The sequence below is a fragment of the Pseudoalteromonas sp. CST2 genome, assembly GCF_028599385.1.
GTDB lineage: Bacteria > Pseudomonadota > Gammaproteobacteria > Enterobacterales > Alteromonadaceae > Pseudoalteromonas > Pseudoalteromonas atlantica.
Genome location: NZ_JAQREO010000001.1, coordinates 456,264 through 472,070, shown reverse-complemented (window position 1 = coordinate 472,070; position 15,807 = coordinate 456,264). Strand labels below are relative to the sequence as shown.

Here is a 15,807-nt window from a genome sequence, read left to right as displayed (position 1 = left end):
CCCTTTAACTAAACCCTAAGTTAAGCGCCATACCCATTAGTATGGCGTCTTCATAGCCATTTTTAGAGGGCTCATCGCTTGGGTAATAGTTTTTACGTACCGACATTTGCGTAAAGCCAGCATGTTCGTAAAGCGTTATTGCACGCGCGTTTGATTCGCGTACTTCTAAAAAAAGGTTTTCAGCATTTTGCTGCTCGCCATATTCAATAAACTGGCTAAGTAACTGCCTTGCAATGCCTTTACCTTGCTCACTGGGCGTTACACATATATCCATAAGGGTAAAGTCAGGCCCTGCCTTTTCACCTATATAAAAACCTACCAGGGTGTTTTCATCAAACGCCGCTAAATTAAAGTAACGGCCCCCCATGCAAGAGCTCATTGTTTTAAGAGACCAAGGATGAGAGTGGCAGGCAGTTTCAATAGCCATTAATTGTGCTATTGCGCTTTCGTTTACAGGTTTAAAGTTTATCAAGGTGTGTGCTCATTAAAGCCCATAAAGCGCGCTTATCAGAAGCACTGAGCTGTGAGGTTGGTAGTGTAAGTTTATCGTCGGCTAACTGTATGTCTGGCCCTTTTAAAACATGATTAATTGTTAAAGAAGGTGCACTTAAACGTATATCACTTAATAACTGTTTGCTCAGCGCTAAAGGCTCAGCTGGAGTGCTTTGTGAAACGGCTAAAGTAGGATCAGTATTTTTAGGACGATAATGCTGATTTAGTTCAAGGTTTTCTATACCAAAAATAGCTGCGTAACGTGGATGCATAACAACTCAGTAGATTAAACACTAGAACAATATATGAAGTAATAAAAACGATGTAAAGAAGAAATGGCAGGGGCGGAGAGATTCGAACTCCCAACCGTCGGTTTTGGAGACCGCTGTTCTACCAATTGGAACTACGCCCCTGCAATGTCGACGAATTATAGAGACCTTTTAGAAAAGGTAAAGTAAAAAATTAACTTTTTAGTTCAACTGCTTTTTAATTATACAAAACGCTGAATTAGCAAGCTAAATAGCGCTGTAAAGCCACTTTAGCTTTAGCAGCACTCACCTTTTAAAAAAATAAATGCTGCTCAGCTTAGCGTAATTAAAACTGCAGTATGTGCTTTAAAACCGTACGAGCTTAATAACCGCGGTACTGTTTTTACCTACGCTTAGCCCAAACGCTATGCTGTAAATTCCTTCTTAAGCGTTAAATACTTTAGCTAGCATGGTGTATTTACACTTGCTGCTAGTTATTTTTATAGCGATTTAGCTTGGTGGAGTTGCTGTATACATAAACAAGTCAATAACATTGGTAGCATTTATGATACAATTTAGCGTCTAGGGGATCCGCGTTATACCAATCGTGTTAAGTTATTAGTCGCTTATAGCGACAGATAAATAGAGCGGTTACAAGGCATTAATTTTTACATGTAGTTGCTCTACCTGAGAAATTTATAACGCTGTTAGCGCTTTATTTAGCTCGCTAGAAAGGCTAAGTATTTAAGTCGATTGGTATTACCACCTAATTGCATATTTCATCATGTATCTTACTTACGCGGGTCATTCACAATGCAAATATGGAGGAGCTTTACTATTAGCAGTTGCTGGTAGTTCACGCCGTGTTATATGAAGTTTAAATCAAAAAAATACAGTATCGATTCAACCGATTACCAAGTAGGACAAGATAACGTTAGCAAATGGGGCATGGATATTCATACTAATGTATTTTCTGTTTCTATTGGCCTATCTCTACTTTTTATAATTACTCTACTTGCACTCTCGCCTAACGAAGCTAAAGAGGCGATTAACTCAATAAAAAATGCCGCACTAACTAATTTTGATTACGTATTTATGTGGGGCGCCAATATATTACTGCTGTTTGCAGTGGGTATTGCCGCTTCACCGCTGGGTAAAATTCGCCTTGGCGGCGATAAAGCAACTACAGACTATTCAACCTTATCGTGGGTATCGATGCTCTTTGCTGCAGGCATGGGTATTGGTCTAATTTTTTGGGGTGTGGCAGAGCCTACCGCCTTTTACACCGACTGGTTTGGCACGCCTCTCAACGCTGAAGCCTTTACCGAACAAGGCCGAGAAATGGCTTTAGGGGCTACTGTATTCCATTGGGGTCTGCACGCGTGGGCAATTTACGGTATGACCGCTTTATGCCTAGCCTATTTTGTTTATAACAAAGGCTTACCGCTTTCTATGCGCTCTATATTTTATCCGCTTTTAGGAGATAGAGTATGGGGCAAGTTAGGTGATGTTATCGATGTAATGGCGGTATTAGTAACCCTTTTTGGTCTTGCTACGTCGTTAGGCTTAGGCGGGGCACAAGCTGCCAGTGGTATTAGCCACGTACTCGGCTTTAAAAGCTCTTTATTATTACAACAAGGCATTATTTTATTAATTATGAGCTTGGCTATCCTCTCTATTGTGCGCGGTATGGATGGTGGCGTTAAACTCCTAAGTAATATAAATATGGGCATAGCCTTTGTGTTTCTGGGTTTAGTGTTTATTTTAAACTTTACCACGGTACTTGATTCTGCATACACTGCAGTAATAGGTTATGTTAAAAATATCATTCCTCTAAGCTACAGCACAGGCCGAGAAGATACGCAGTGGCTACATGGCTGGACTGTGTTTTATTGGGCGTGGTGGGTTGCATACGCACCTTGCTTTGGTATGTTTGTAGCGCGTATTTCAAAAGGGCGCACCATACGCGAGTTTTTAGTGTATGTATTACTCATTCCTACTCTTGTAACTACTGCTTGGATGTCGGTTTTTGGTGGTGTTGCGATTGATCAAATTATAAATGAAGTTGGGGTACTTGGCGCAAACCAAGGTATTACAGATGTAACGCTTAGCTTGTTTTATATGCTAGATGCTTATGCATTCGGTACGCTGCTTTCTCTTTTAGCTGTGGCGTTAATAATTATCTTTTTTGTCACCACCCTCGACTCCGGCTCTATTGTAATAGATAGCCTTACATCAGGCGGAAAACTAGAAGTACCTATAAAGCAAAAGCTAGTATGGGCCGTTATTGCCAGTATTATTGCTATGTTAATGCTGTGGATTGGTGGCACCGATTCAATTCAAGCATTGCAATACATTACTATTATTGCCGCCCTGCCCTTTACTATTATTTTAATTTTAGGCTGTATTAGCCTAGTTAAAGGGCTACTTACAGAAACCGAGCAACCTACGCCCGTTCCTGCAAAATAAACCCGCTTAGCCCACTTCACTTAATGAGTTTATTGGGCAAGAGCTAACGGTTTTTAGGCATAAAAAAAGTCCGTGTAAGCGGACTTTTTATTATTTAAATAACAAAACTATGTTTGCAATCTAAAAGGCATTAACCATTAGTAAAGACGGGTGTTATTCCCACTCAATAGTGGCCGGTGGTTTACCAGAAATATCGTAAACAACACGTGAGATACCGTCAATTTCGTTGATGATACGGTTAGAAACCACACCTAAAAACTCATACGGTAAATGTGACCAACGCGCCGTCATAAAGTCGATAGTTTCTACACAACGTAGTGATACAACCCAATCGTATTTACGTGCATCGCCCATAACCCCTACCGACTTAACAGGTAAGAATACAGTAAACGCTTGGCTTACTTTATGATAAAGCTCAGCTTTGTGTAGCTCTTCAATAAAGATAGCATCAGCACGACGTAGTAAATCACAGTACTCTTTTTTAATTTCGCCAAGTACACGTACACCTAAACCTGGCCCTGGGAACGGGTGGCGATAAAGCATGTCGTACGGTAAACCAAGCTCTAAACCAATTTTACGTACTTCATCTTTAAATAATTCACGTAACGGCTCAACTAAGCCCATTTTCATGTCATCTGGTAAGCCGCCCACGTTGTGGTGAGATTTAATTACGTGTGCTTTACCTGTGGCTGAAGCGGCTGATTCTATTACGTCTGGGTAAATAGTCCCTTGTCCTAACCACTTCGCATTTTTAAGCTTTTTAGCTTGCTCATCAAATACATTAATAAACGTATGGCCAATGGCTTTACGTTTTTCTTCTGGATCTGATTTGCCTGCAAGGTCAGCTAAAAATTGCTCCTCAGCGTCTACTTTAACAATGTTTAAGCCAAATTTATTACCAAACATGTCCATAACTTGCTGACCTTCGTTTAAACGAAGTAAGCCATTATCAACAAATACACATGTTAGGTTTTCGCCAATTGCACGGTGGATCAGCATTGCTACAACAGATGAATCAACACCTCCTGATAAGCCTAAAATAACTTCATCATCGCCAACGGTTTCTTTAATGCGCTCAATAGCATCATCAATAATTTTGGCAGGTGTCCATAGCTTTTCACATCCACAAATATCAATTGCAAAACGCTCTAATAAACGTTGTCCTTGATGAGTGTGCGTTACTTCTGGGTGAAATTGTACGCCGTAAAAACGTTTTTCTTCGTTAGACATAGCAGCATGCGGACACGTTGGTGTTTTAGCTGTGGTGCTAAAGCTTGCCGGCACTTCCATTACTTTGTCGCCGTGGCTCATCCAGACGTCTAAAACGCCGTTGCCGCCATCAGTAATATGATCTTCAATTGCATCGAATAATGCACAGTTACCCACTTTTTCTACTTGTGCATAACCAAACTCTTTTTTATCTGAGCTGTGTACACTACCGCCAAGTTGAGCTGCCATGGTTTGCATGCCGTAACAAATACCCAGCACTGGCACGCCAGCGTTAAACACGTATTCAGGTGCACGCGGGCTGTTCTCTAGTGTGGTTGACTCAGGGCCACCAGATAAAATAATACCTTGTGGATTAAATTCGCGAATTTGCTCTTCGGTCACATCCCATGCCCACAGCTCACAGTAAACGCCAATTTCGCGGATACGACGCGCGATTAATTGAGTGTATTGCGAACCAAAATCTAAAATTAGAATTCGTGAATCGTGAATATCTTTGCTCATGAAGGATCTCGTAAAGTAGATGCTAGATTCCACTAATTTGCTTAGTGGCTATAAAAGAGGGCTGGTAATTCCAGCCCCGTAATTTAAACGTGTTGTTTAACCTAAGCGGTAGTTAGGCGCTTCTTTGGTAATTTGCACATCGTGAACGTGCGACTCACCCATACCTGCAGATGTAACACGTACAAACTGCGGTTTAGTATTTAGCTCTTCAATGGTGGCACAACCCGTTAATCCCATTGCGCTACGAAGGCCACCCACTTGCTGATGAATAATCGTTGCAATTGGGCCTTTATAAGCGACGCGACCTTCAATACCTTCAGGTACTAATTTGTCAGCTTGGTTAGATTTTTGGAAGTAACGGTCCGACGAACCTTCTTTTTGATCCATCGCACCCAATGAGCCCATACCACGGTAAGATTTGTAGTAACGGCCTTGGTAAAGTTCAACTTCGCCTGGCGCTTCTTCAGTACCAGCAAGCATTGAGCCCACCATTACACACGATGCACCCGCAACCAATGCTTTAACAATATCGCCAGAAAAACGAATACCGCCATCAGCAATAACTGGAATGTCACGCCCTTGTAAGCCATCTACCGCATCAGAAATAGCCGTAATTTGTGGCACACCACAACCTGTAACAATACGCGTAGTACAAATTGAACCTGGGCCAATACCTACTTTAACCGCATCCACACCTGCATCAGCAAGGGCAATTGCGCCTTCGGCTGTAGCAACGTTACCGGCAATAATTTGTAAATCTGGGTAAGTTTCACGAGTTTGAGAAACACGGTCAATAACGCCTTGTGAGTGGCCGTGTGAAGTATCGATAAGTAAAACATCAACACCCGCCTCTACTAATGCAGCAATTCGCTCATCAGTACCTGCGCCAACACCAACTGCAGCACCTACACGTAAACGACCTAGCTCGTCTTTACATGCATGTGGTTTGTCTTGCGCTTTTTGGTAATCTTTTACGGTGATCATGCCTTTTAGTTTAAACGCATCATCAACCACTAAGATTTTTTCAATGCGGTGTTCGTGCATTAAACCTAAAATTTCTTCGCGCGATGCACCTTCTTGAACCGTTACCAGTTTGTCTTTTTGAGTCATAACGCTAGAAACAGGCTGTTCAAGCTTCGTTTCAAAACGCATGTCACGACCAGTAACAATACCTAGTAGGTTATTTTCGCTATCAGTAACCGGGAAACCCGAGAACCCTTTTTCTTGCGAAAGAAGCGTCGCATCTGCAATGGTTAAATCGGCAGACACAGTAACAGGGAATGACACAATACCTGCTTCATAGGTTTTAACTTTACGTACGTTTCTCGCTTGTTCTTCAATGGTCATGTTTTTATGAATAAAACCAAGACCACCTTCCTGCGCGAGGGCAATAGCTAAACGAGCTTCTGTAACAGTATCCATAGATGCTGAAATAAGCGGCAAGTTAAGTTTGATACCACGCGTTAAGCGAGTTGAAATATTTGCCGTGTGTGGCAAAACAGTAGAATGACCAGGTACTAAAAGTACGTCATCAAAGGTAAGAGCTTCTTTAGCGATTCTAAGCATTTTGGCAACTTCTCACATGTGGATCTAAGATAAGGAATTGCGGCCAAATTTTAACAGCGTTGTGGGCATTCGTAAATAATATTTCGCAAATATTTATGATAAACTTGCCTTATAACTTGCCTCATAATAGTTTTAGGTTGTTTTTTATGTTTTCGAAGCCTTCGCAAACGGTTTACACCGTATCGCGCCTTAACAGAGAGATTCGTACAGTTCTTGAGCAGGGCTTTGCATCGCTAATTTTAACAGGCGAAATTTCTAACTTTATTACCCCTGCTTCTGGGCACTGGTACTTTTCGTTAAAAGATGAAAAAGCACAAATTAAAGCGGCTATGTGGCGCGGCAATAACCGCTCTCAAAGTTACCGCCCCGAAAACGGCGCACAAGTAACAGTAAGAGCCCGTGTTTCACTTTACGAACCACGCGGTGATTATCAGCTTATTGTTGAGCATATGGAACCTGCCGGTGAAGGCCAGCTTAAGCAAGAGTTTGATGCATTAAAAATGCGCCTAGCCGCTGAGGGCTTGTTTAGTTCGGCCTATAAAAAACCACTGCCGCAAAATATAAACCGTGTAGGTGTAATAACCTCAGCAACGGGCGCTGCTATAAAAGATATATTAACCGTACTTAAACGCCGCGCACCGCAATTAGAAGTCATTATTTACCCAGCCATGGTGCAAGGCAAAGAAGCCCATGTGCACTTAATTAACCAAATACAGTTAGCCAATGCACGCAATGAAGTCGACGTACTTATTGTAGGGCGAGGCGGTGGCTCGTTAGAAGATTTATGGTGCTTTAACCATGAGCAGCTTGCGCGTGCTATTTATCAAAGTGAATTACCCATAGTCAGTGCGGTAGGCCACGAAATAGACACAACCATCAGTGACTACGTAGCCGATGTACGCGCAGCAACGCCTTCAGCAGCCGCTGAGCTTGTCAGCCCGAACACGCAAGAGCTACATGGCAAGGTTATTGAGCTCATTAACCGGTTAAATAATGCCTTTAAACACGATATGGCCGATAAGCGCGCACTAGCAACACAGTTACAGCATCGGCTTAACTTGTGTCATCCGCGCAATCAACTTAATCAAAAAGCGCAGCGATTAGATGAGCTAACTATTGCCTTACAACAAGGCATGCGCAATCGCCTTTACCAACAAGAGCGCACGCTTAATAATTTAACCCCGCGTTTAATGCGTCAATCGCCTGATAAAAAGTTATCGCAGGCCAGCCATCAGCTTATGCAGATACAAACTCGGCTTGAACAAGCAATGCAGCACAAGTTGCAACACGCGCAAAATAGCTTAGCGCTGCAAGCGAGTAGGCTTGACTCGGTAAGCCCACTTAATGTTTTAGCGCGCGGTTACAGCATAACCAAAACCCCGCAAGGCAAAGTGGTTAAATCGGTAGACCACATTAAAACGGGTGACGTGCTAATTACAGAGCTGGCCGATGGCGCTATAAAATCAACGGTGTTGTAAAGCCCTTTCAGTTAAAGCTCTGTGGCCATTAGTAAGGTTAGTTCGGTGTCGCTTGACGTTGAGGTTGTTCTTTTAAATTGCAACCAAAACTCTTGCTTCATTAACTTATCGTTTAGCTCTCGCCATTGGGTATGATCAAACGAGTCGTTATCAGTAGGTGCAGCAAGTTCAAATTTACATACGGTGGTTTTACACGCTGCACTAACTATCTCTGGGATAGAGCTTAGATCAGAGGTAAGTAAAAAATCTTGTAAAGCTATTTCTGTTTGATAAGCCCACTCTTCATTACGTATTTGCTCATCAAATTGCGCTTGCAAAACGGCTTGTGCATCAGAGGGGTCACGTAGCTGCTGCGCCGCGTTTTTCATCAAGGCTTTTTGCGCTGCTAATTGCTGTTTAAGCTGCGATACTTGCTCTTCTAAAGGAAGCTCATCTAGCGGTTGTGGTTCTGGTTTAGGGGGATTATCTTTTTGCTCTATACGAGCGCTTTGCTCAGGGGCTGCTGGTATAACACGCTTTGCTGTTGCTTCACTGCTTTTAACTGGCTGAACAAAAGGTGCCTGCTGCTTTGTATCAGCATGTTGTAACTTTGCGGGGTTTGCGTCACTTGAAGATAAATTAAAGTAGCTCCACGTTAAACCTACACCCGCAATAAATCCTATCCCTAATGTTAATAAGCTATTTTTGTTCATTTTAATTCCTTTTAAAATTATTTTTATTTATACAGGCTGCTATTACAGCATGGCGCTGGTGTGTGATTCGTTTTCAGGCTCTGGAGTGGTTAAAAAGTTTTGGTTCATACTTTGCGCCGGACACGGGCAATCCGGTCTGCCAATAATTTTAGCCGGTACGCCTACAGCGGTGGTATGTGGCGGTACTGCGGTTAAAACAACTGAACCTGCGCCAATACGTGCACCCTCGCCTACTTCAATATTACCCAGCACTTTAGCGCCTGCACCAATAAGCACACCGGCTCTAATTTTAGGATGACGGTCGCCCTGCTCGTTACCCGTACCACCAAGCGTGACCGATTGCAGTATTGATACGTTATCTTCAATTACCGCCGTTTCACCAATAACAATACCGGTGGCGTGGTCAAACATTATCCCTTTACCAACCTGACACGCGGGGTGAATATCAACCCCAAACACTTCTGAGGTTCGGCTTTGAATAAAACGAGCAAGCTCTTTACGGTTTTGCTGCCACAAGCAGTTAGCTAAACGATGCGCTTGAATAGCATGAAACCCTTTTAAGTTTAAAATAACCGTAAGGTAGGTTTCGGCTGCCGGGTCTCTGTCTTTAACGGCTTTAATATCTTCGGCCACATAAGTAAGCATACGGTCGCACTTTACAAACGCTTGGTCGAACAACTCACGTATTGTAAAAGCCGATACAACAGCATCAGCCAACTTATTAGCAACAATAAAGCTTAACGCCGAACCTAAACACTCATGATTTAAAATGCATGAATACACATGACTTGCTAAAAGTGGTTCGCGAGTTACAACTTCATTAGCTTCACTACGAAGCTGTTGCCAAATTTCATGACGCATAATACTACACTGCCTTAAATTGATATAAAAAGAGCCTTTTCCTAAGTTTAACGGATTTAAAGCCTAAGGTGTTAACGCCTTAGTTATTTGTTCTGGTTATTAGGTATAACTAAGAATAAAAAAATTATATGAGTGCTAAATCACTCACACACAAAGCATCTTTTCCTTTATCTTTTGCTTTATAAAGTAAATCGTCTGCTTCTTTGATTAAATACGCACATGTAAAGTCACTATTGGGTGTAATAGTAGTGAGGCCTACACTCACTGTAAGGGTTCTGCTTGGTAATGAATGTTTATTTTCAATGTTTAACTGTTTTAATTTTTCTAAAATATCGTTCAATACTAACAAGGCCTGATCTGAGTTTGTATTTCCATACACTAAAACAAATTCTTCACCACCAAAACGGGCACATAAATCACCTGGGCGTTTAGTAAATTCATTAAGTACTTTAGCCACCCTTTTTAAGCATGTATCGCCTTGTTGGTGGCCGTAAGTATCATTGAGTAATTTAAAATCATCTATATCAATAATAGCCAACGAAAGCGGCATACCTAAACGCTGACAACGATTCCACTCTTGCTCTAAAAAGGTATCAAAAAAGCCTCGGTTAGCAATATCCGTTAAGCCATCAATAGCGGCAAGTTTTTGTACTTGCTCTTCAGCCAGTTTACGCTCGGTAATATTTTGATGGCTAATAGCGTAATACGCTTTATCTGTATGGCTAAACGACACTACTCGCATCATAAACCAACGTTTTTCATCTTCACTATGACATGGATATTCTAAATAGAAGTCGTCATCAGCCCCCGAAATAACTGATTTAATGCCCTTAAATGCCTTTAAACCAAAGCTATCTCCTTTTTGCGCAGCTTTTTCACACTCTGCTAAGTAATTTTGCTGCTCCCACATATCACAGCAAGCACAGTCGTTTTGCTCACCAAAGCTTTGCCAGCTTCGGTTTATATAAACTATGTCGCCGTTAGAATTAATAACCACTACTTGGTCGGGCGTGGTATCTAGTACCAACTTAAAAAACGCTTTATCGTCAATCACGAGCTTTCCATTTTAGCTTTGTTGTTTACTAGTATAATAAATAACAATTTTTTAACAAAACATTATTGATTTACTTGATTTATCTAAACGCTAGTTGCTTAATTTATTAATGTTAAGTAATACACCATATGACAGTTAAATGATCTGCCTCAAATATAAAAAATTACTTTTACATTAAAAATCAGCAGGTAACAGTGCATGACACAGTTACTGTCATATGCCAAACTAGCTACTGGCATACTACTGACGGCGTAAAAAATAAAAACAAACGCTAAATTAGCATCATCAACTCAACAAGGATAACGATGATGAAAAACGATATATTAAATACAAAAAAGCTTGGTTATAAATTTTACTTTCAAGATGGCGACAATCAAATAGCCTGTTTTGGAAGCTACTTTACTGGTAAAGAAGAAGTATTTGTAAACGATGACCTATTCAGTAAAAAACGAAATATCAACTGTGCAAGCACACACTCTTTTGCTTTTGAGAGCTCTCATTATCAAGTAAAATATGACATGCTTAATATACTTACAGGGCGCATGGAGTGCACTCTTTATAAAAACGGTAACGTGATAGACAAACAAGTTCAAAGTAGTCTCCCGAACGATCCTAAAAAGGCAGCATTTTTTATTGCTGGCTGTACATTAGGTGGGGCGGTGTTTGGCTATGCAACGGCAACTATTGTTGAACTATTTGTAGGGAAGCTTTAACGTGCAATTAAATCCTACAATAGTTAAATCGCTTAGAAATAAGTTAGATTGGACGCAGCAACAACTCGCAGATGCCTGCGATGTAAGTTTGCGGACCATTCAACGGGTAGAAAAAGAAGGCGCCGCTTCTAAAGAAACTACTATGGCGCTTTGCGCGGTACTTGAAGTACGCCAAGGCGAGCTAATTAAACTTGATGAGCCTATAAATAATGACGTTAAAAGTACGCCAACTAAAAGCTTTTTAGCGGGAGTGGTTATTAGTTCCTTAATAAGCTTTGCTCTAGGCGCAGGCTCAGTGCTTTTAGCGACTAACTAATATTACGCTTTAATAGCACTAATTAAATAAAAATGCCCCAGGCTATAAGCACTGGGGCATTTTTTATATGTTAGAAAAAGAGATTAATTACTGAAACACTTTTTCAACAGCCATTACTTCAATGTTGTTAGCTGGAATAGCTAATTTATAATCGGCAATGACTTTATCCTCAGCAACAAGCGCTGCTGGTTTTTCTGTATTGTAAACCATAGGCGATGTTTGCTCTGACACTAAACGTTTTTTCATGTCTTCGCCGTCACCGGTAATAAACACGTACTGTACGTTATCTGTTTGCAGATTATCTTTAATCACGCGATTAACATCAGCAAGCGTTAGCTTTTCAAGTTTACTTGTCACGTATTTTACAAACGACTCTGTGTTATAAAATTCACTATCAAGTGCATAACCTAATTGGCGGTTTTGACTTGCGACAAGCTGCGGTACGTAGTTAATTAAAAAGTTACGTGTTGCTTCAAAGTCTTTTTCGGTTAAGCCATTTTTAATAAGCTTATCCAGCTCAAACAACGCGGTACGTGTTGCAAAGTGTGCATCGTTATTAGAGCGCAGCGGGCGTAACCAAATTTGGAATATTTGCTCAGAGCGCCCTAAGTTTGCATCAGGCTTCGTTTGAAACATGCCACGCGGGAAGTATTCAATATACGAGTAATCGCCGTAGTTCATACCACGTGTTTGACGAATTCGCTCATACAAGTATGAGTTAGAACTACGATGCTCACCAAAGTACGAACGCACCAACCAAAGGGCTGTCCAATCTTCACTACTACGAATAGTATCAATTGGGAAACCAAACGATACCGCGGTAGATTGCGCCGACTTTTCTACAATCGTTGCATGGTGACCTTTGAGCTCTGGCGCATCAGGAATACTTAAACGGCTTTGCTCGCCTTTAGGTAAGGTTGCTAAGTCGCTCATGATTTCTGCTTTAAGCGCTTTTGGCACAGCGCCAATTAAACCAAGTGTTAGTTTAGATTGGGTAAGCTCTGTGTTGTAAAATGCTTTTACATCATCAAGCGTTAGTGCTTCTAAATCCGAAATATCACCGTAATTGTAGCTTTCGTATGGGTGGCCTTTGTAAAGCGTGCTGTAAAGTACTTCTTTACCTAGCTCTTCATCGTTAGAGGCTTTTAAGCCAGACTTAATACCGTCGATCATTTCTTTTTTAAGGCGCTTAAAGTCATCGTCTCTAAAACCTGGGTTAAGTAACTGATCGCTTACAAGCGCATACCATGTGGCAGCGTTATCTTTATGAATGCGCCCTTGGAATGACAGCATTTCTTTATCTATTTGATAACCAAAGCTGCCAGCAAGCGGATAAAGCGCTTTTTGTATGTCTTTGTAACTCGTACTTTGCGAGCCACCTTGAGCAAGCATAGCGGCTGTGAGCGCAGCAACCCCTTTTTTACCTTGCGGGTCTGCAGCAGCCCCTGTATTGAATAAAAAGTTTACATCAATCAGCGGCGAGCTATTCGTTTTATCAAGCACTTTAAATACGGGTGCCTCTGGCGCTTTATCATGCTTAGCGACTAATGCGTTTAAGCTTGTTTCTTGTTCAAACCCTGGCGCTTTATCAAGTGCCGACATAGTTACGGTAGTACGCGCGTCATCTACAAAATATTTATTAGCCACGGCTTTAATATCTTGTGCTGTGATGTTGTCGGCCGATTTATAAAGCTGGTTGATAACCTCTGGGTCGCGCTCAAAATGCATATAACTTGCAAGGGTTGATGCAATCGCTTGTGATGAATCTAAGCCGTTAATAAAGCTGTATTTAAGGTTAGACTTTAAATCACTTAGTTTTTGCTCATCAACAAGTTCGGTACGTGCTTTTGCATAAGTGCGGTTAATTGCATCACGTGCTTTTGCTAAATCATCTTCGTTTTCTACTTTTACAAACACATGCAGTAAGCCAGGATCTTTTGTCTCTGGATTGTAGGTAAACATTTGACTCGCTATTTGTTTATCAACAACAAGCTCTTGGTATAAATCGGAGTTATTAGAAAAATAAAGCTGTGAGATTAAATCAAGTGCGGCTCTGTCCTTTTTAGCAGGCTCCCATGCGGCACCTTTGTAAGATACAAGCAACCAATGACCAGGCAAACCTTCGTTTTTCTCATGTACATATTTAGGTGCTTGCTGCTTTGGCTCGGCTTTTATATCGGCAACGTAATCGCCTTTTTTCCAGCCACCCCAATGCTTTTTAACCATAGCCATTGTAGCTTTAGGGTCAACATCGCCCACAATCACTAGCGATACATATTCAGGCTTATAAAACTTATCAAAAAATTCTTTACCATACGCCATTTGATCTGGCATGGCTTCTATATCTTCAAAAAAGCCCATGGTGGTATGTTTATAAGTGTGCGTATCAAACGCTTCTTCGCGTACTGCGCTCAATAACTTACGAATTGGGCTGGCGTTATTTTTTAAATACTCCCCTTTAACCGTTAGCGCTTCGGTTCTAAATTGCTCTTCGGTGTAGGTTAAGTTTTGAAAAATATCGGCTTCAATTTCAAGTACTTTATCAAGGTGCTGCTTTGAAAAGTTTAAATGGTAGTTTGTGTAATCGTTAGTGGTGTAAGCACGGTTATCGACCCCTGCATTTTTAAATATGGCAGTGTATTCGTCTTGCGGAAATTTTTTAGAGCCTTTAAACATCATGTGCTCAAAAAAGTGAGCAAAACCGGTCTTACCTGCTTTTACTTCATTACGCGAGCCAACCGATACCGGAATTTGCAGCGAGACGACATCGGGGTAATCAGTTTTAACAACCATTACGCGTAAGCCGTTATCAAGCTCTTCGATTAAGTACTCTTGCGAAAATACACGTTCGTCAGCTTTTGTTGTTTGCTGTTGTTGTGCCGTTTGGGTGTTTTCGCTTTGCTGTGTTGCGCAGCCTGTTAGTGCCAGCGATACCGCTAAGCTTGTTGCTAGTAATTTAAATTTCATTGTTGTCCCTTTTTAAATTGAGCAAATTTGTTATTAGGTTTAATACTAACTCGCTTAGATTATGCCCCAAAGCCACTAAATATAAGAGCCCATCGGCTATTTATAATGTAAACAACTGTGTCAATTCCCCATTTTAAAAACATTTAAGTATGAAAAAAGCTCAAGTTGATTGAAAAACTTTCACTAAATAAATCTATCTAGACGTCTAAATGGCTGCTATATTAAATTACATACATTGGACTAAGCTGGAATGAGGATTATGGCTTTATCACTACAAGAAAAAATAGAAGACACCAATCAAGGTGTTTATCTTATTGGTACTACTCCACCTAAAATTGGTACTGATAAAGCGCAACTAAAAATCATTGCAGAAAAACTACTTGCTCGCTTACACGAAATTGAATACGACGGCGTGATAATTTACGACATTCAAGATGAAAGTAGCCGTACAGATAAAGCACGACCATTTCCGTTTAAACAAACTGTAGACCCACGTGAATACAGCCACTTACTACGTAATTTATCTGCTCCAGATGTCATTACTTACAAAAGTGTGGCACAACGTGGTGTAGAGGAGTTTAAAGGCTGGTTGGATGAAACTAAAAACGACTACGATTTAAAAAATGTCGTTTTAGTGGGTAGCCCCTCATCGGTAGGTGATATAAAACTAAGCTTGCCCGATGCCTATAAAACGCTTGCAGAGCAAAGTGATGGCTTCTTTTTAGGGGGCGTTACCATTGCTGAGCGACATTCAAGTAAGCGAAATGAGCATGAGCGCCTTATAGAAAAAACAGCACAAGGTTGTCAGTTTTTTATATCGCAAGCTGTTTACGACGCGCAAGCAACTATAGAGCTAATCACAAGTTACGCGCGTACCTGTAGAGCACAAGGTATTACACCAAAACGGATTATTTTAACGTTTACTCCATGCGGTGGCGATAAAACCTTAGAGTTTATGCAATGGTTGGGTATCTCAGTGCCAGAGGCCACTAAATGGCGCATGCTTGATGCAGACAATACCTTAAGTGAATCCGTACGTATTTGCCGAGAAAATCTCGACCTAATACTCAAAAGCTGTGCGCACCTAGATGTGCCACTGGGCTTAAATATTGAAAGCTTAACAAACCGTAAAGAAGAAATTGACGCATCAATAAACTTATACCGTTTATTAAAAGCCATTATGGAATTAAACCTAGCCGAAAAACAAATCGCTTAACGCC

At 41.1% G+C, this 15,807-nt stretch carries 13 protein-coding genes and 1 tRNA gene; 5 read left to right on the top strand and 9 right to left on the bottom strand.

From position 1 onward, the window contains the following. Window positions 1-4: 4 nt before the first annotated feature. The 3 genes from rimI to PSH41_RS02145 all read right to left on the bottom strand — a co-directional run bounded on the left by rimI (window position 5) and on the right by PSH41_RS02145 (window position 905). Window positions 5-472 carry a ribosomal protein S18-alanine N-acetyltransferase gene (rimI, locus tag PSH41_RS02155; RefSeq protein WP_029772791.1) on the bottom strand — a complete coding sequence of 156 codons (468 nt, stop codon included), beginning with the start codon at window positions 470-472 and terminating at the stop codon, window positions 5-7. Next, window positions 459-764 carry a hypothetical protein gene (locus PSH41_RS02150; protein WP_273588743.1) on the bottom strand — a complete coding sequence of 102 codons (306 nt, stop codon included), beginning with the start codon at window positions 762-764 and terminating at the stop codon, window positions 459-461. The genes rimI and PSH41_RS02150 overlap by 14 nt, the downstream gene beginning before the upstream one ends. 64 nt (window positions 765-828) lie before the next feature. Further along, window positions 829-905 (bottom strand) — tRNA-Trp (locus PSH41_RS02145). A 705-nt stretch (window positions 906-1,610) separates the two neighbouring features. Here PSH41_RS02145 and PSH41_RS02140 point away from each other — a divergent pair. Further along, window positions 1,611-3,209: a BCCT family transporter gene (locus PSH41_RS02140; protein WP_055252828.1), complete on the top strand. Its 1,599-nt coding sequence runs from the start codon at window positions 1,611-1,613 to the stop codon at window positions 3,207-3,209. 153 nt (window positions 3,210-3,362) lie between these two features. Here PSH41_RS02140 and guaA read toward each other — a convergent pair whose 3' ends face one another. Together guaA and guaB are read right to left on the bottom strand one after the other, a co-directional pair. Then, window positions 3,363-4,940 carry a glutamine-hydrolyzing GMP synthase gene (gene guaA / locus PSH41_RS02135; RefSeq protein WP_024033152.1) on the bottom strand — a complete coding sequence of 526 codons (1,578 nt, stop codon included), beginning with the start codon at window positions 4,938-4,940 and terminating at the stop codon, window positions 3,363-3,365. 96 nt (window positions 4,941-5,036) lie between these two features. Next, window positions 5,037-6,506: an IMP dehydrogenase gene (gene guaB, locus PSH41_RS02130; RefSeq protein WP_273588741.1), complete on the bottom strand. Its 1,470-nt coding sequence runs from the start codon at window positions 6,504-6,506 to the stop codon at window positions 5,037-5,039. 146 nt (window positions 6,507-6,652) lie between these two features. Here guaB and xseA point away from each other — a divergent pair, with 146 nt between their 5' ends. After that, entirely contained in the window at window positions 6,653-7,984 is a 1,332-nt protein-coding gene (gene xseA, locus PSH41_RS02125; RefSeq protein ID WP_273588740.1) for an exodeoxyribonuclease VII large subunit, read from the top strand. A gap of 11 nt (window positions 7,985-7,995) precedes the next feature. On the opposite strand, the gene PSH41_RS02120 is transcribed toward xseA, so the two are convergent. The 3 genes from PSH41_RS02120 to PSH41_RS02110 all read right to left on the bottom strand — a co-directional run bounded on the left by PSH41_RS02120 (window position 7,996) and on the right by PSH41_RS02110 (window position 10,591). After that, window positions 7,996-8,676, bottom strand: coding sequence for a hypothetical protein (locus PSH41_RS02120; protein WP_054982747.1), 681 nt, complete (start codon window positions 8,674-8,676; stop codon window positions 7,996-7,998). A gap of 42 nt (window positions 8,677-8,718) precedes the next feature. Continuing rightward, on the bottom strand, window positions 8,719-9,537 hold the full coding sequence (cysE, locus tag PSH41_RS02115) for a serine O-acetyltransferase (RefSeq protein ID WP_004586131.1): 819 nt from the start codon (window positions 9,535-9,537) through the stop codon (window positions 8,719-8,721). 124 nt (window positions 9,538-9,661) lie between these two features. Next, on the bottom strand, window positions 9,662-10,591 hold the full coding sequence (locus tag PSH41_RS02110) for a sensor domain-containing diguanylate cyclase (RefSeq protein WP_273588739.1): 930 nt from the start codon (window positions 10,589-10,591) through the stop codon (window positions 9,662-9,664). Window positions 10,592-10,896: 305 nt separating this feature from the next. Here PSH41_RS02110 and PSH41_RS02105 point away from each other — a divergent pair, with 305 nt between their 5' ends. Together PSH41_RS02105 and PSH41_RS02100 are read left to right on the top strand one after the other, a co-directional pair. After that, window positions 10,897-11,304: a hypothetical protein gene (locus tag PSH41_RS02105; RefSeq protein WP_273588737.1), complete on the top strand. Its 408-nt coding sequence runs from the start codon at window positions 10,897-10,899 to the stop codon at window positions 11,302-11,304. A gap of 1 nt (window position 11,305) precedes the next feature. Further along, entirely contained in the window at window positions 11,306-11,620 is a 315-nt protein-coding gene (locus PSH41_RS02100) for a helix-turn-helix transcriptional regulator (protein WP_273588736.1), read from the top strand. Window positions 11,621-11,707: 87 nt separating this feature from the next. Here PSH41_RS02100 and PSH41_RS02095 read toward each other — a convergent pair whose 3' ends face one another. Continuing rightward, window positions 11,708-14,587, bottom strand: coding sequence for a M16 family metallopeptidase (locus tag PSH41_RS02095; RefSeq protein WP_273588735.1), 2,880 nt, complete (start codon window positions 14,585-14,587; stop codon window positions 11,708-11,710). 259 nt (window positions 14,588-14,846) lie between these two features. On the opposite strand from PSH41_RS02095, the gene PSH41_RS02090 reads away from it, so the two are divergent. Then, window positions 14,847-15,803: a methylenetetrahydrofolate reductase gene (locus tag PSH41_RS02090; protein ID WP_273588734.1), complete on the top strand. Its 957-nt coding sequence runs from the start codon at window positions 14,847-14,849 to the stop codon at window positions 15,801-15,803. Window positions 15,804-15,807: the final 4 nt, after the last annotated feature.

What these genes read in the sequence shown, in the direction of transcription:
- guaA (WP_024033152.1), bottom strand. Translation starts at nt 4,940, where the DNA reads ATGAGCAAAGATATTCACGATTCACGAATTCTAATTTTAGATTTTGGT.
- PSH41_RS02090 (WP_273588734.1), top strand. Translation starts at nt 14,847, where the DNA reads ATGGCTTTATCACTACAAGAAAAAATAGAAGACACCAATCAAGGTGTT.
- PSH41_RS02120 (WP_054982747.1), bottom strand. Translation starts at nt 8,676, where the DNA reads ATGAACAAAAATAGCTTATTAACATTAGGGATAGGATTTATTGCGGGT.
- PSH41_RS02150 (WP_273588743.1), bottom strand. Translation starts at nt 764, where the DNA reads ATGCATCCACGTTACGCAGCTATTTTTGGTATAGAAAACCTTGAACTA.
- PSH41_RS02140 (WP_055252828.1), top strand. Translation starts at nt 1,611, where the DNA reads ATGAAGTTTAAATCAAAAAAATACAGTATCGATTCAACCGATTACCAA.
- guaB (WP_273588741.1), bottom strand. Translation starts at nt 6,506, where the DNA reads ATGCTTAGAATCGCTAAAGAAGCTCTTACCTTTGATGACGTACTTTTA.
- xseA (WP_273588740.1), top strand. Translation starts at nt 6,653, where the DNA reads ATGTTTTCGAAGCCTTCGCAAACGGTTTACACCGTATCGCGCCTTAAC.
- cysE (WP_004586131.1), bottom strand. Translation starts at nt 9,537, where the DNA reads ATGCGTCATGAAATTTGGCAACAGCTTCGTAGTGAAGCTAATGAAGTT.
- PSH41_RS02095 (WP_273588735.1), bottom strand. Translation starts at nt 14,587, where the DNA reads ATGAAATTTAAATTACTAGCAACAAGCTTAGCGGTATCGCTGGCACTA.
- PSH41_RS02105 (WP_273588737.1), top strand. Translation starts at nt 10,897, where the DNA reads ATGATGAAAAACGATATATTAAATACAAAAAAGCTTGGTTATAAATTT.